The 15,908-nt window shown below is 62.7% G+C and carries 8 protein-coding genes; 2 read left to right on the forward strand and 6 right to left on the reverse strand.

What is annotated here, in order from left to right; genetic code table 11:
- Positions 1–7: 7 nt before the first annotated feature.
- Positions 8–2,842, reverse strand: a complete 2,835-nt coding sequence (locus tag BMY67_RS01695; RefSeq protein WP_092767696.1) for a TonB-dependent receptor — start codon at positions 2,840–2,842, stop codon at positions 8–10.
- A 154-nt stretch (positions 2,843–2,996) separates the two neighbouring features.
- On the opposite strand from BMY67_RS01695, the gene BMY67_RS01700 reads away from it, so the two are divergent.
- Positions 2,997–3,902, forward strand: a complete 906-nt coding sequence (locus tag BMY67_RS01700; RefSeq protein ID WP_092767698.1) for a YicC/YloC family endoribonuclease — start codon at positions 2,997–2,999, stop codon at positions 3,900–3,902.
- Between the two features lie 335 nt (positions 3,903–4,237).
- Complete coding sequence (locus BMY67_RS01705; RefSeq protein ID WP_143069660.1) at positions 4,238–4,783, forward strand: hypothetical protein; 546 nt, start codon at positions 4,238–4,240, stop codon at positions 4,781–4,783.
- A gap of 329 nt (positions 4,784–5,112) precedes the next feature.
- On the opposite strand, the gene BMY67_RS01710 is transcribed toward BMY67_RS01705, so the two are convergent.
- From BMY67_RS01710 to ruvA, 5 genes are all read right to left on the reverse strand, one after another.
- Positions 5,113–6,420, reverse strand: a complete 1,308-nt coding sequence (locus BMY67_RS01710) for a M28 family metallopeptidase (RefSeq protein WP_092767702.1) — start codon at positions 6,418–6,420, stop codon at positions 5,113–5,115.
- 126 nt (positions 6,421–6,546) lie between these two features.
- Positions 6,547–6,954 carry a VanZ family protein gene (locus BMY67_RS01715; RefSeq protein WP_143069661.1) on the reverse strand — a complete coding sequence of 136 codons (408 nt, stop codon included), beginning with the start codon at positions 6,952–6,954 and terminating at the stop codon, positions 6,547–6,549.
- 21 nt (positions 6,955–6,975) lie between these two features.
- Complete coding sequence (gene gcvH, locus BMY67_RS01720) at positions 6,976–7,356, reverse strand: glycine cleavage system protein GcvH (RefSeq protein ID WP_092767706.1); 381 nt, start codon at positions 7,354–7,356, stop codon at positions 6,976–6,978.
- 287 nt (positions 7,357–7,643) lie between these two features.
- A complete protein-coding gene (gene sov / locus BMY67_RS01725) occupies positions 7,644–15,092 on the reverse strand; it encodes a T9SS outer membrane translocon Sov/SprA (RefSeq protein WP_245744836.1) in 7,449 nt (2,482 codons plus the stop codon).
- Positions 15,093–15,299: 207 nt separating this feature from the next.
- The gene (gene ruvA, locus BMY67_RS01730; RefSeq protein ID WP_092767708.1) at positions 15,300–15,905 is read right to left on the reverse strand and encodes a Holliday junction branch migration protein RuvA; all 606 of its coding nucleotides are present in this window, start codon (positions 15,903–15,905) and stop codon (positions 15,300–15,302) included.
- Positions 15,906–15,908 lie beyond the last annotated feature (3 nt).

Genomic DNA, 15,908 nt, shown 5'->3' on the forward strand with positions numbered 1-15,908 from the left:
ACGGCGTCTAAAACCGGTAGGTCAGGCCGGCGGTGGAGTACTGGCCGCGGCGGAAGCGGGCAAACGCGCCGCCATCGGCCCCCGTGATTTTACCGTCGCGGTTCGAGTCGTAGTACTGGCGGGTGTACTGGTTGAGCAGGTCCTGGATACCCACGCGGATGCTCAGGTGCGGCCCCACGTTTTTGGTAGCTGCCAAATCGATAACCTGACGGGGCAGCTCGAAAATGGTGAAGTTCTGGGTGTTGCTGCTGGCAAACAGAATGCGCGGGCCGATGAGGTTGTACTGGGCCGACACCTGCCAGCCGCGGGCATCATCCTGGTAGAAAATGCCCGTGTTCACTACGTAGGGCGACTGGCCCTGCAGGGCCCGCCGGTTGAGGTTGTCGGCCACCTGCTCATCCTCGCTCAGCGTCACCCGGCTCTTCACCAGCGAGGCGTTCAGCACGAAGGCGAAGCGCTGCAGAAACCGGTTTTCGGTGATGTCGGCCAGGCCTTTGCGGGCTTCCAGCTCCACGCCCACATCGTAGGCGCTGCGGGCATTGGCGAAGCCCAGCTCCAGCGAGCTACCGGTGGTCGAGCCGGTTACCTGCTCGATGGCGTCGGTGAACTTCTTGTAAAATATGCCCACCGACAGCAGCTCGGCCTTGGTGGGGTAGAACTCGTAGCGCAGGTCGGCGTTGTAGATTTTGGCCGTGCGCAGGTCGCGGTTGCCCCGAATCAGGGCGTTGTTGTTGAAATCATAGTAGGCGTAGTCGGCCACCTCCCGGAACTCGGGGCGGTTGAGCGTGACGCTGCCCGCCAGTCGCAGCAGGCTCCGCAGGTTGAAGTGGTAGGTGCTGTTGAGCGAGGGCAGCAGAAAGGTGCGCTTCTCCTCGTAGGGCGCGGCGCTGGCCAAACCCGAGCGCACAAACTTGCGGTTGTACTCCATCCGCACTCCGCCCGACACGTTAAGCCTGTCGGAGAGCGGGGCCACGGCGCTCAGGTAGCCGGCCGCCAGCAGGTTGTCGGCGCTATAGCTGTCCTCGTCGCCGGTGCCCTCGCGCAGCGTGAAGCCGATGTTGGCATCGAGGTTTTCGGGCGCGAAAATCGTCTCAATCGGCAGCTGCAGCAACTCGTAATTGAAGCGGTTGGGGCGGGCCGGCACGTAGGAGAAGAAGCGGCTGACGTAGGTGCGCTCCTTGTATTCGGTGTAGAAGCCGGCCCGCAGCTTGTACTGACTCTCGCGGGTGGTGTCGCGCCGGCTGCTCAGGCGCTGCTCCCACTGCCCGCTGCCCATGTAGGTGTTTTCGCGCAGTCGCGAGTAGTACGACGATACATCCTGCTGGGAGCCGATCGGGCTGATTTCGACCTGAAAAGGCTGGGCTTCGTCGCCGGGCAGCGGCACGTCGCGGCCGGTGCGGTAGCGGCGGTAATCGGGCTCGTTGCGCAGGACGTAGTTGTAGCCCGTCTGCCAGGTCAGGGTGGTGTTTTTGGCCGCGCCCAGCTCGTGGGTGCCGGCCAGCTGGCCCGAGTAAATGGTGCGGCTCTGGTAGTGCAGTGCGTGGTTGTCGCGGGCCCGGCCGTCGCCGCCCTGGGCAAAGTCGAGGCCCGTGCGGTGGGTTACTTCGTCGGTGCCGTACTGGTTGAGGAAGTTGCGCAGCTCCAGGCGGTTGTAGTCGCCCAGACGAGCCTGCCAGTTATGAATTACGCCCAGCCGGCTGGCAGTCTGGGCCTGCTCGTCGGTGTAGTTGTAGATGTAGCTGCCGGTGCCCGTTTCCAGCCGCTGCCGCTGCACCTGGTACTGCTGGCGCGTGTTCGAGTACGACACCGACGTGACGTTGCTCAGCTGCGCGCGGCCCAGTTCGTAGCGGCGCGTCAGGCCCAGTGAGGCCCGCAGGTCGGGCAGGGCGGTGCTCAGGGTGGGCTTCCAGTTGTTGTCGAGGGCGCGGGCAGCCTGCAGCAGCTGGGCATCGGAGAGCGGGTTCTGGCTGTTGTAGGGTTCGGTGCCGATGGTGGCGGGCATTTTCCGCTCGCCGCCATCGTAGCCGGCCCACTGGGTGCGGCTGCGCAGGGGGCTCTGCTGGTAGCCGCTGCCAAATGTGGTGCCCGCCCGGTGCCAGGCCGATACCGACAGGCTGGTGGTATTTTCGAGCACCGAGTTTTTGGTGTACACTTTCACTACGCCGCCGCCAAACTCGCCCGGCAGCTCCGGGGCGCCCGACTTGAAAATCAGCACCCGGTCAATCACCGACGAGGGCAGAATGTCAAACGAGAAGGAGCGCGTATCGACTTCGGAGGAGGGCGTGAGGGCATCGTTGAGCAGCACCGTGTTGTAGCGCTCGGCCAGGCCCCGAATCACGATAAACGAGTTGTTCTGGATGGTAACACCCGGAATGCGCTTGACCACCTCGGCCGCGTCGCGGTCCAGGGTCTTCACAATCTGGTCGGAGCTCATGCCGCTCACCACCACTTCCGATTTCTTCAGGTCCTGGAGCAGGGCCACTTCGGTGCCGGTCTGTTTCTGGCCCGTTACCACCACTTCGCCCAGGCTTTGGCTGCTTTCTTCGAGCGCGCCATTGAGCGTGGTCGTCTGGCCCTCGCGCAGCACCGTGCCGGGGAAGCTCAGGGGCTTGTAGCCGATTGATTGCACGCTGATGGTGTAGGTGCCGGGCGCAGCCGTGAGCCGGTAGGTACCGTCGAGGCCCACGGGGGCGGCCTGGGTGGTGCCGGTGATGATGACGGTGGCGCCGATGGCGCCTTCGCCGGTTTTTTTATCACGAATCGTTCCGCTCAGGGTGGCCTGCTGGGCCCGGGCTACCTGGCTTAGTATCAGCAGGAAAAACAGCGTAAGGGTGCGTTGCATACGGGGCTCGAAAAGGGTTTGACAAAACTACCCTGGCCCTGTTATGGTAATATTGCGCGGCGGTTATGTTTGCGTTATCCTCGTCACCCGCCCCGCATCTGCCCGCCGAAAGACCTACTTTCGCGGCTTCAAACCGCCAGCCCCTTCTTTGCCCATGCTCCAGTCCATGACCGGCTACGGAATCGCCACCCGCGAAACCGACCACTACGCCGCCACCGTCGAAATCAAGTCGCTCAACTCCAAATCCTTCGATCTGACCCTGCGCCTGCCCCGCTTTCTGCAGGACAAGGAGCTGGAAATCCGCAACCTGCTGGCCAAAAGCCTGGTGCGCGGCAAAGTCAACCTCAACCTCGATTTCGCGCGGCCCCGCGCCACGGCTACGGGCGGCTCCATCGTGAATGAGGCGGCCGTCAGGGCCGCCTGCCAGGAACTGCAGGCCCTGAGTTTGCGCACCGGCCTGTCGCTGGAGCAGGTGACGGCCGTGGCCCACGCCCTGCCCGGCTCCCTGCGCCTGCCCGCCGCCGATGCTACGGCCGCTGCCGCCGAGCCGCTGGAAACCGAAACCAGCTGGGACGAGTTGCTGCCGCTGTTGCACGAGGCCCTGGAGCGCCTGCACGAGTTCCGCCGCGCCGAGGGCCGCGCCCTCACCGCCGAAATTCTGGGCTACGTGGAGCACATCAGCCGGCTGCTGGCCGAGGTGGAGCGCCACGACCCCAGCCGCGTAGCGCAGGTGCGCCAGCGCCTGCAAAGCCATCTGGCCGACATCTCCGCCAACGAGCATTTCAACAGCATCCGCTTCGAGCAGGAAATTCTGCACTATATAGAGAAGCTTGACATTGCCGAGGAAAAGGTGCGGTTGGGCAACCATTTGCGCTACTTCATCGAAACGGCCCATCTGCCGGAGCCCACGGGCAAGAAATTAGCGTTTATTTCGCAGGAAATTGGTCGGGAAATCAACACAATCGGTTCCAAAGCCAACGACTCGGCCATGCAGCACCTGGTGGTGAGCATGAAGGAGGAACTGGAGAAAATCAAGGAGCAGATCAACAATATTCTCTAGCACCAAAACCGAAACGAGCTTGCCAGCGTAGTTGATTAATATAACTTTAAGAACATTTCTGTGTATATGACATTCCTGTTATTATATTAAGTATTTTCAAGTATTCGCTTATATTACATAAAAATAATTCTTCTGGTCGAAACTCCCGTCAGGCCCGCTAATCCGGCTTTATTGGGCAGTTAAGGCTCCTCAGCAAGTTCGGATGCAGGTTGTTTTTCACGGAATGACTTGCGCTTCGGATTTTTAATCGTAAATTGTGTTATCCAAGCAGCCCGGCAAGCGCCTTGCCGCTGGATTTCCTCACTTCGCAACCCACCTTTTTTCAGCCTACTTCTATGAAAAAAGCACTACTTACCCTACCCGTACTCTGCCTGATGGTGCTGCTGATGGCGGCCCGTCCCTTCGCTGAAGTTGAGCTGATTAAAAAGCGCGTTCTGAGCGAGCGAGTGGAAATCCTCATCCCCAAAGGCTTTGAGGTGATGAGCGAGGAGCAGATGGAATTCAACTACGCCAAGTCGCAGAGCCGTCCGAGCGTCATCTACACCAACAACAAGGAAGTTAGCCTGTCCTTCTCCTACACCGACAACACGGCGGATCAGGACATGGTGGACATGTACCACGATAACTTCTACAAGATTTACGCCAAGCAGTACAAGGGCGCTACCTGGTTCAGCCACGGCGTGAAGGAAGTGAGCGGCCGCAAAGTGGGCTACCTCGAGCTGATGAAGCCGGAGCTGGGCCGCGAGTCGTACACCTTCATCTTCTTCACCGATGTGGAAGGCAAGCTGCTGATGTGCACCTTCACCTGCGCCGACCGTCAGAAGCCGGAGTGGGAGAACGTAGCCAAGCAGATCATGGGTTCGTTCAAGAGCAACAGCTAAGCCCGCGCCGCTAGCCCGGCCACCAAAACAACAAACCCTTCACCCGGAGTTTGCCTTACTGGCAGATTCCGGGTGAACTGCTTTTGGGGCAATCAGAAAGCAACGCGCAGCAGAGGATGGAGGAAAAAGATTGTCATTCGGAGCGGAGCGAAGAATCTCGCTGGCCACGGTAAATAGATTAAACCGCCTGTCATTCGGAGCGGAGCGAAGAATCTCGCTAGCAATAGTAAGCCCTGATGATAGGGTTAGCATTGTTAGCGAGATTCTTCGCTCCGCTCCGAATGACAGGCGGCTTCTTGCTTTTCACCCCTTACTTTCCATATATCCCCTTACTTGCCACCAGCCGCGCCGGCGCCGTTCAGAAAATCGCGCAGCAGCCCGAACACGGCGCGGAAAGCCGTGAGCGGCAGGGTTTCGGGGCGGTCCTGCACATCGTGGTAAGCTGCAATGCCGCCGCGGGTGTAGAAGAACAGGGCCGGCACGCCGCGCTCCGAGAAGGGAAAGTGGTCGGAGTTGGCGGCCCGGCCGCGGGCGGCCAGGGAGGGTACGTAGCCGCCCGCCGCGTTCAGGCGCTGCAGGCGGGCAAACTGGCCCTCAAACACCCGTCCGTTTACCACCGTGAGGCCCTCGTCGCCGGTGCCCAGCAGGTCGAGGTTGGCCAGCAGCCGGATGCCGGGCAGCGGAATCAGCGGGTGCCCGACGAAGTAGCGCGAGCCGACCAGCCCGGCCTCCTCGGCCCCGAAGGCCAGAAAGGCCACGGAGCAGGCGGGGCGGTTTTCGGAGCGGGCGTAGTGGGCGGCCAGCTCCAGCAGCATGGCCACGCCGCTGGCATTGTCGTTGGCCCCCGGGAAGTAGGTGTCGCGCCCCAGCCGGCCCAGGTGGTCGTAGTGGGCCGATACCACCACGAACGAATCGGGGTGGGCGGTGCCGGGCAGGTAGCCAACTACGTTCTGGGTGCGGTAGGCGGGCTGCAGGCGCGCATCAAGGCGCAGCCGGACGCGGCGGGCGGTGGCGGGCCAGGCGGCGGCCCGCACCTCCAGCCGGGGCCGCGGCGCCTGCTCGCCGGCCACGCTGGCCGTGAGCTTGCCGGGTACCAGCGTAAGCTGGGCGGCGGCCGTGGCCAGGTGGGCCTGCACGGCGGGCGGCAACTTGGGTAGCCGCCCGGCCTGGGCGTGGGTCAGCACCAGCACCGCCTGAGCCAGCGGCCTGGCCAGCAGCGCCTGCTGGGCCTCGGGCTGCGTGAAGACCAGCGAATCGAGCTGGTACACCGGGCCGCGCACTTCGCCGGGGCCCGAATCGGGGGCGGCAATGAAGTCGAGACCGGGGCGCAGTAGCTGGTCATCGGCCCGCAACTCGGCGCGGCCGGGAAAGGTGTTGACGGGCAGCGTGAAGAACTGGTAATAGTCGGGGGCCAGGGGCTGCAGGCCCAGCTCGCGGAAACGCTGCTGCAGGTAGGCCGCGGCCCGCTGCTCGCCCCCCTGCACGTAGCCGCGGCCGTGCAGGTCGGGAGCCGTGAGGCGGGCAATGGTCTGCCGGGCGCGGGCCATGTCCTGGGCGGCAGCCGGCGCGGGTGCGGCCAACGCGCTGCCCAGCAGCAGGGCCAGCAGGGGAGCGGAAAGAAGCAGTTGCCGGACCATTGCAGGGTTTTGGGTAGGAGCAGCGGTGGAAGTGAAACGCCCGCAGGCTGTAGGGGGCGGGAACAGCCAACGGCCAGCGCGGCTAAGCTCCGGCCCTACATCAGTATAGGAGGTAGAGCTGAAAACTTATTGCCAGAAACGGCGGGTAAACCACATGAAGGCGGTGCCGGCCAGTGCGCCCAGCGCGTCGCTGAGCAGGTCGGACCACTCGCCGTGGCGGCCCAGGGCCAGCAGGTGCTGCAGCACCTCAATCAGCGCGCCCAGGCCCACGGCCAGCGCCAGCACCAGGCTGAACGCCCGTGCCCGCAGCCCGGCCGACCACGGCTGCCGCCGGGCCGAGAACGTGGCCAGCACCGTAAATACCGCGAATACGAAGCCGTGGGCGGCCGTGTCGAAGGAGAGCAGCTCCCAGCGCGGTGTATCGGGCATGTCGGCGGCGGGCGTGAGGGTGCTCACCAAAATAAACACCGCCCACGCCAGCGGCAGCCCCACCAAAGGGCGCCGACGCGGCGGGGGCGGCGTTGCAGCGGGCAAAACCAACGGCAGGGGCGGCGCTTAAGCGCCTACCAGCTCGCCGTAGGTTTCAGACGAGAGCAGGCCGTCCAGCTCCGAAGCATCGCTCATGGAAAGCTTGATGATCCAGCCGTCGCCGTAGGGGTCGGAGTTCACCAGCTCGGGGTTGCCGTCGAGCTTGTCGTTGATTTCGAGCACGGTGCCGCTGAGGGGGCTGAACAGGTCGGAAACCGTCTTAACGGCCTCAACGGTGCCAAACACGTCGTTCTGGGCTACGTCCTTGTCGAGCGTGTCGATGTCGACGTACACGATGTCGCCGAGTTCTTTCTGGGCGTGGTCGGTGATGCCGATGTAGGCCACGTCGCCCTCAACGCGGACCCACTCGTGCTCTTTGGAATACTTCAGGGAGGCGGGCAGATTCATGGGGTGGTGCTTAGAGAATGAACTGAAAAGCGGGACGCGCCGCGCCCCGCTTCAAAAGTACAGGTAATTCGGTGAATGAGTGACTCGGTGAATGAGTGAAGTAGTTCTCTTAGCCTGAGCACAACGAAGGACCTATACAGGTGCTAACTTCTGATGTTACCTTCTGTATAGGTCCTTCGCTCCGCTCAGGATGACAGATGAAGAATGACAAAGGGGTTCACGCATTCACCGATTCACTCATTCACGCATTCACCAACTCGCTCATTCACCGAGTCACTCATTCACCGCTACTGCGACAGGCTGTAGCGGAGCTGAATGCCGGCCTCGGTGGAGGTGTTTCGGAAGGCGTTGCCGGCTTTGGGCGTGGTGATGTTCTGGGTGAAGAAGAACTGCAGGTTCAGGCGCTGGTTGAGCACGTAATCGACGGTGGGGCGCAACTGCACCTGGCGGGTGCCGGCCGTTACCTGGCTGGAAGCCCGGCCGATGCTGACCGGTTTCCCCGTTTTGGCAGCCTCATCTTCGTCTACCACATCGAGAATGGCGCGCTGGATGGCGTAGTTCTCGCTGATGCTCAGGTCGAGGCGGGCGTTAAGCTCGTTGCGCAGCACCCGCTGCTCGCCGCCTATCTTGAAGGGCAGCCGGAACTTGTTGGTGGCGAAACCCGCCCCAATCACGATGTCGTTGCGGCGCAGCTCCGTCACCTGGGCCACGGTCGAGTTCAGGCTGATGGTGCGGTCGACGCGGTACTCCAGGCGCCCGGTGAGGCGGCCGGTGGTCTGAAAATCAACCCCGATAAGCGGGGCCAGCCGGTCGGCAATGGTTACCTGCCCGATGATGTAGTAGGGAATGAACCGCTTGCTATCCGCGTTGAATTCAGTAGAAAGGCCACCGGGCTCCTCTTTATAATCGAGCGAGGTGCTGTAGCCCGCAATGTTGTAGCTGGAGCTGTACACGTGGTTGAGGCGGAACGAACGGAAGTAGCGCTGCACCAGCGGGATGTCGGAGAGGCCGTTGTAGCTGATGTTCCAGTTGGGCAGGGGCAGCTGGGCGAAGGGCTTGAACTTCTTGGCCTTGTAGCCATCCGACGAGCGGCCTTTATAAGCATCGATAAACGCCGGCAGCAACACATCCTGCGAGTTGTAGCCATAAGTACCTTGCGGGTTTTGCTTAGCCGCTTCCAACCGCTGCTGGATGACCTCGCGGTTCTGCACGAAACGCTCGAAGGCTTTCGACACGGTACCCGCGCTGCTCAGGTCGCCAAACATCGTCTGGATGGCAATGAACGAGGTGCTGAACGTGCCGTTGCCCAGCGGATTGCTCTGGCGGGGCGTGGGGTCGCTTGGGTCGGCCACGAAATCATCATTCACCAAACGGCGGTAGAACACTTGGCGGCTGCGCACGAGGTTGCGGCGGGCATCGAGCTGAATGTTGAAGTCGCGGATGGGCTCCAGGGTGGTGCGCAGCGTGAGGGCCTCGGTGAGCAGCGAGCTAAGCGGGGTGTTGAGGTACTGGCTCTGGTCGGTGTACCAGTTGCGGCGGTAGGCCTTGCCGAACAGGCCGTCGAGGTCCTGCTGCTGGCCCAGAATGAAGGGTAGGCCGGGCGCATTGAAGCCATTATTAAACCCGAGGAAGCGGGTGCCGGGCAGGTAGCCGGGCAGCAGCGTGCCGTTGGAGCGCACGTAGGTGAAGTTGAGCGAGCGGGCCGTCATCAGGGAGCGCAGCACCGCCTTCAGCAACCGCAGCTCAGGGCCTTTGGCCGAGTCGGCGGCGGCGGTTTCGGGGCCCGCGCCGGCGGCTCCTACCACGCCGCCCTTGGCCGTTTTGGGCTCGGTGGGCTGCTGGCCGGGCGGCGGGGCGTTGTTGATGATGTTGAGGAAGCGCACCTTGTTGTAGAGCTTCACCAGGTCGATTTTGCCGTTGGTGCTCAGCTCGCCGTTGTTCTCGATGGTGTTGCCCAGGTTCAGCGGTACTGTCTTGCTACTGTCATTGGGGTCGGGCCGGGTGAGAGCCGTGGAGGCCGCCTGCCAGCTGTAGGTAGCTGCGTAGCGGGCATCGGCCGAAAGCCAGTCGGTGAGCGGGAACTTGTCGAGTGGCAGGCGGTAAGTGAGGGCGACGGTCTGGTTGAAGTTGGTGGTGCGGCCGCCGCGCAGCAGGTTGTCGCGCAGCTGCTGGCGGTTGTCGCGGGCAATCTGCGAGTCGCCGATGGTGGTGCCGGGGCCCTCATCTACCACGGCCCGGTTGGTGGCCGTGTAGTCGAAGGCCAGGGCCTTGGTCAGGTCCCAGCGCAAATCGTAGATGCGGCTGAAGTAGAACACCTTCTGGAACACCCCCGGAATGTCGCCCCGCACGGGCACCTGGCCGGGTTCGAGGGTGCGCTGCAGAAACCGCTCGTTGTAGCGCCGGTCCAGGTCGGCCCGGAACGAGAAGCGCGAGGGCAGGGGCGTGAAGTTGACTTCCTTGAACAAGGCCAGATAAGGCGAGTCGAAGGCCTTCACCTTGGCCAGGGGCGTATAGTTGCGCGGGTTGGCCTGGTACACGTAGGCCAGGGCGCCGGTGTAGGTGCGGGTGTAGTCGCGGTCGGTGCGGATGTCGGTGTGCCGGCGCTCGGTCAGCGAGTAGCTCAGGGCCAGGTTTTCCACGTCCCAGGGCTGCACTTTCTTGTCGGGGTTGGTGCGCTCCTTGCGCACATTCAGCAGCGAGATGCTGCGCTGGCTGGTCTGGTCGATAACCTCGCGGCGGTAGGCGGCGCGCTCCTCGGCGTTGTCGAATTTCTCCAGGCTCTGCTCCAGGCGGGTGTCGGGGTCGAGCGGGTCGTACTTGGGCGCGCGGCTCTCGATGCCGGCCTGCAGCAACACCGGCACGCGCAGGCCCAGCTTCTCCGGGAAAAACTTGTCGGCTGCCACCGTGGCATTCACGTCGCCGCGCATAATGTTGTCGATGGAGCGCTGCTGCGGGCGGTCCTGCAGGCCCCCGAAGCCGGTGGTCACGTAGCTGCCGGTGGCCGTGATGTTGGCAATATCGGCCAGCTTGGTGTTGAAGCGGGCGGTGGCGGCCCAGCCGCTCTCGTTCTCAAACTCGGCCACCCGCAGCTCGTCGGCCCACAGCGTCAGCGACTGGTTGGCGCCGTCGTCTTTCGGGTTCAGCACCCCAATCATGGCGCCCTGCACCGACGACAGGTCGGGGTTGCCGACCACCGTAATCCGGACGCCGTCGGCCAGCTCCACCACGTAGGGCGTGCCGTAGTTCACGCCGGCCTTGTTGCGGGCGGCCTTGGCATCGACGAATGCCTGCAGCGACAGGTCGATGCGGTTGGCCAGCGGCCACACCTGGTCGACGGTGTAGGCCGTGCCCGTAGCGCCGGGCTGGGGCGTCAGCTCCAGCGGCAGCGAGTATTCGTAGTAGTTCTGGGTGTAGTCGGTGCCCAGGCGCACGAAGCCGCGGGCCTGGCCGCTGCGCAGGTTGCGGTCCTGGGTTTCGGCGTGCAGAAACAGCTTCAGGCGCTTGTAGCGCAGCATGTTTACCGTCAGGTTTTTGTAGGCCGCCTTGGCGAAACCGTCGCGCAGGCCGCCCACTACCAGGCGCAGGCTCTGCTCGTTCTGCTGGCGGCTGGTGGTGCTGGAGCCGTACTCCTGGTCGCGCCGGATGTTGGGCGGCAGCAGGTACGGAATCGAGCCGGCACCGGCCTGCTCCACGCGGCCGTTCTCCTCAATGCTCACCGTCGAAATACTGAATTCGTCGGCGTCGGTGTCGGGGCTGAGGATACCGCCGGGCTCGGCAATTTTGGTGAGGTAGCGGCGCCACTGGTTGGCCACAAACTGCGGCTGCACCATGCGCAGCACCACCGGCTGCTTCCAGCCCGTCAGGTACATACGTAAAAACCGAATCGACTTAAAGCCGAAGTCCTGGCCATCGGTGGTGCCCACGGCCCGGTCGTACTGCCGGATCGGAATCCGGAACTGGTACCAGGTTACGGGCTCGTTGTTGGTGTCATCGTTAGTGTTGGTTACCTTATCAACGATGTAGTTCTGGCCCACCTGCAGGCGGTTGCTTTTGAGCTCCAGCTTGTACTCGTAGTAGCGCTCAATCTCCGAAATCACATTGTCGCGGTTCAGGTCCTCCTTGTCGGGGTAGGCCGTCGAGCTCAGGCGGCTGCCTTCGGGCGAGTTGCCCTCCATGCCGTTGTAGTCCTTGTAGCGGGCCAGGATCTTGGCATCGGCCTGGTCGTAGCTGGGGTCGAGGTGGTGGCGGAAGTTGTCGCCGGCCGGGTCGGCCACGCCGGCGTAGCCGGGGGCCACGGTCTGCTCGGCCGCATCGTTGATGCCGTCGAGGCCCACGTCCTGCTGGGCGCGGGCGCCGGCGGCGGGGCTGAAGGCATCGGTCAGGAAGGGCTGGCGCGAGGCCCGGCCCCAGGGCGTGGCAACCGTTTCGAGGTCGAGGTTGGCCGGGTTGGCCGGAATGCCGTTCTCAAACTCGTACTGGTTGTTATCGGCCAGCACGTCTTCCGACACCGAACCCAGGTTCACGAACAGGTCGCCGCCGCTGGTATTGTTCTGGCTGTGCCCGTCGTTATCGACGATTTTGCCGTTGTCGCCCGTCAGGAAGGGATCCATGAGCCAGAACTCCAAGTACTCCACGTTGGCGTTGTCGAAGTCGGTATCGAAGGATATTTCGCGCGAAATAGCCGCCTGCCGGGTCATATTGGCCGTTTCCGAAGCATCGGCAAAAAACGTGGGCCGGGCCCGGTTGAAGTCGGGCGTGTAGTTGTACTGGCCGCGCTGGTCGGGGAAGTAGGCCAGGTCGAACGTGGTTTCAAACGAGTTGCCGTTGGCGCCCAGGTTGCGGTTGGGGAACACCTCGTCGCGCTTAACGCCGCGCACGTAGTGGTTTTTGAGCTCGGCCACCCCAATGTTATTGGGCTTGCTCTGGCCGTTGGTGTAGTAGGTCTGGTCGACGGTGTACCAGGCCAGCTTGGCGCGGTTGTAGGCCGTGGCCAGACCGGTGGTGGCCCCGTTGCGCAGCGGCAGCGGGGTTGAGCCCAGCCGCCAAGCCACCGCGGCGTTCAGCCCGCCCAGCGTGTAGGGCGTGCGCGCATTCTCGAAGTCGTCGAGGTACGACACCCCGTTTTCGCCGCCGCTGTTCTTGCTGCCGAGCTTGCTCTGGCTGGGCAGCAGCTGGGCAAACTCGCCGCTGAACGAGACGGTGGATATTTCCTTGGTCGATATAAACGGCAGCGCGTTGAGGTAGCGGGTGAGGGCCCGCGACTCGCGGCGCATGTTCACGTCGAAGCCGTAGATGGTGTTGTTGCCCGGCTCGTCGCCAATATTCACGCGGTTGATGCCGGGGGCCTGGTTTTCGCGCAAATGCAGCACCGTGGCCCCGAAATACATGTCCGACGACACCCGGTAATCGAACCGCGCCCCAATCAGCTTGCGGGGCTGCACCTGCACCAGGGCGTTCTTTTCAAACTCCACCCGCAGCTCGTTGGCCGAGTTCAGGTAGGCCGGATTCAGGATTTTCACCTTGGCCTGATCGTAGAAAACCTGATAATCGACGCCCTCCTGGAGCAGCGTGGAGCCCGAGCGCACCCGCACCGAGCCTTCGGCCACGCCAATGCCGGGCAGGTTAATCTCGTCGGTGCTGGTGGCCTGGAACCGACCGCGCAGGTAGAATTTGTCCTTCTCCTGGCGCTGCTGGGCGTCGCTCTGCACCTGGTTGTACAGCTCGCGGTAGGCGTATTTGCGGGCCAGCTGCTGCTCGGTGGTCGAAGCCACCGTATCAAACTTGCCGGCCAGGTAGCTGCCAAAGGGCTCAATTTCGGGGAAGATGATTTTGCCCAGCTCGGTATCGACGGTGATGCCGGGGAAGAAGTCGAAGTTGCCGTCGGGGTTACGGTCGTTGTTGGGGTTTACGTTGTCGAGGTTGAATACCTCAATCAGCGGCTTGTTGGCAATGTTCTGGCCCTCTTTCAGCGAAATCAGGTCTACGCCCGTCGCGTCGTCCTTGTACACAATCTGCAGCTCAAATTTGTCGCGGTTGAGCTGCTGGGCGTTCAGTGGGTAGATGTTTTTCATCATCAGATCCCAGGTCGGCAGGTTACGCGTGAGCAGGTTCCTATTGGCCGGGTTCTGCTGCGGGTCGGCCTGGCCCACGGCGGGGTTGGTGGCCTTGAGCATCTTGAGAAAAATCACCTGGTCGGTGCCCACCTGTGAGTAGTCGTTCTGAATTTCGCCAACGGTGTAGGTTTTGCCGTTGTAGAGGTACTGGTACGACACGCCCAGCACCTGCTCGGGCAGCAGCTGGGTGTTGATAGAGAGGTAGCCCAGCTGGGCGTTGTAGGTGTACTCGCGCGGGTCGAGCTTACGGGCCCGCACGTGCTCAAAGTCCTTGTTCTTCTCCAGCCCCAGGGTGCGCAGGTTGTCGTCTACCTGCAGCTCCTGCCGGAAATTGGGCAGCGCCCGGATGGTGCTCAGCTCGGTGTTGGCCTGGTTGTCGGCCAAAGCGTTGGGCCCCGCGGCCTTCAGGAACTGCCTGCGGTACACGCGGGTGGGCTCGGCCACGTCCATGAGCGTGACGACGTTGCGCAGGTTGTCGCTCTGGCGGTTGTCGTTGGTCACCCACACTTCGAGGTAGGTGATGTTGATGCCGCTCTGGATGGTGGGCAGGTTGCGCAACGAGTTGTCGTACCGCTCCCGAAATGCCTGACTCAGGAAGTAGTGGCGGTCCTTCTCGTACTGGCTGGCCTTGATTTCGAACGGCCGGCTCTGGCCCCCGTTCTGGATGCGCACCTCATCGGCCTGGCCGCGCAGGGTGCTGGCAATGGTGGTTACGCCGAGGCGGCCGAACTGGAGCTGGGCCTTCACCCCGAACAGGTTCTGGCCCCCGGTGATAAGCGAGTTGTTGAGCGGCAGACTCACGTTGCCCAGCTCCACCTTGCGGATAATATCGGTGTCGAAGCCCGTGTAGTCGAGCTTCATGTTGTTTTCGAAGTCGAAGGCGGCCTTGGTGTCGTAGTTGAAGGTCAGGCGCAGCTTCTGCCCAATCTGCCCGGTCAGATTGAGGTTCATGTTCTGATCGAACTGAAAGTCGCCGGTTTTCTGCTGCCGCAGCGTCAGGGTGGGGTTTTCGTTGCGGTTGCCGCGGTAGCCCATGCGCAGCGTCACGGCCCCCTGGGGGCGGATGTCGACGTAGCTGCCCCCGAAAATGCGGTCGGCCATGGGACCGAGGTAGATTTTGGGAATCAGGCGGCGGTTGTCGGGCTGGTTGGGGTCGCCGGCCACGCCGCCCCCGCCCGACCGCTCGCGGAAGTAGTCGCGCACGGCCTTCTGCTGCTGCCAGCGCGAATACTCCTCGAACGTCATGCGGCTGGGGTCGCGGAAGTCGAGGCCTTGGCCGATGCCCTCGCGGATGTCGAAGTTCTTAAGGCTGTCGTCGGGCTGCACCTGCAGCTGCACGTTATCGGGCAGGGGCAGCACCAGGGGCGAGCGGCGGCGCTGGTTGGAGAAGCGCGAGCCGCGGCGGTCGGCGGGCGCTACGCGGGGCCGGGTGCCGGGCTGGTAGCGGGTGGTATCGATGCGGGGCGTATCGGCGGCAGTCGGGCCGAAACCCCACTTGCCGGCCGGCCGTAAACCAGCCGGCAGCCAGTCGGCCCACAGCTGGCCGAGGCTGAATGAGGCGGCCGCATCCTCCGCCAACGGCGAGGCCTCCGACCACCAGGCCACCAACGAAACCAGGACCACAAAGGCGCTGGCAGAGAACTTCTTACCGGTAGTCAAACGTCAATATCCGTCGAGAGAGTTGTTAGTTGTCAGTGGTCAGTTGTTAGTGTCGGTTAAGCTGTTTAGATACTAGTTGTTAGGGACCGGGGCGGACATGTGTTCCGTGGCTTTAGCTCCGTAAACTCCTTAACCACTAACAACTAATCACTGACAACTAACAACTAAGCCCTAGCCAGACTTCAGAGCGAATTTAATCAATTCCTCTACTGTCAGGTCGTTGCCGTGCTTGCGCTGAATCTGGTCGAGCGACTTTTCGGCCGCCGCCCGCGCGAAGCCCAGCATGACTAAAGCGGCTAACGCCTCCGAGCGGCTGGTATTGTGCGCCTTGGCCAGCGGCACGGTATCGATGCCGGCTTTGGCCAGCAGTTCGTCCTTGCGGAACTTGTCTTTCAGCTCCAGAATCACGCGCTGGGCCGTTTTGGGCCCCACGCCCTTGATGCTTTGAATGGCGCGCACATCTTCGCTCACAATGGCCTGCCGGATTTCGCCCACCGACATCGACGACACCATCACGATGCCCGTGCCCGGCCCGATGCCCGACACCGAAATCAGCTGCATAAACAGCGCCTTCTCGTTGGGGTCGAGGAAGCCGTAGAGCGTCTGCCCATCTTCCTTGATATGCTGGTAGGTGTAAAGCTTGATTTTCTCCTCCTCGGCCGGCAGCTTGGCGTAGGTGGCCAGGGAAATGCGGATTTCGTAGCCTAGCCCACCCACGTCGAGAATGGCCTGGGCGGGGTCTTTGTAGGCGAGCTTGCCGTCAACGTAAGCAATCATGCG

The sequence above is a fragment of the Hymenobacter actinosclerus genome, assembly GCF_900111515.1.
GTDB classification, from domain to species: Bacteria; Bacteroidota; Bacteroidia; order Cytophagales; family Hymenobacteraceae; genus Hymenobacter; species Hymenobacter actinosclerus.

Excerpts from the sequence above, each read along its gene's own strand:
- BMY67_RS01705 (WP_143069660.1), top strand. The coding sequence starts at position 4,238 with ATGAAAAAAGCACTACTTACCCTACCCGTACTCTGCCTGATGGTGCTG.
- BMY67_RS01700 (WP_092767698.1), top strand. The coding sequence starts at position 2,997 with ATGCTCCAGTCCATGACCGGCTACGGAATCGCCACCCGCGAAACCGAC.
- BMY67_RS01695 (WP_092767696.1), bottom strand. The coding sequence starts at position 2,842 with ATGCAACGCACCCTTACGCTGTTTTTCCTGCTGATACTAAGCCAGGTA.
- gcvH (WP_092767706.1), bottom strand. The coding sequence starts at position 7,356 with ATGAATCTGCCCGCCTCCCTGAAGTATTCCAAAGAGCACGAGTGGGTC.
- BMY67_RS01710 (WP_092767702.1), bottom strand. The coding sequence starts at position 6,420 with ATGGTCCGGCAACTGCTTCTTTCCGCTCCCCTGCTGGCCCTGCTGCTG.
- ruvA (WP_092767708.1), bottom strand. The coding sequence starts at position 15,905 with ATGATTGCTTACGTTGACGGCAAGCTCGCCTACAAAGACCCCGCCCAG.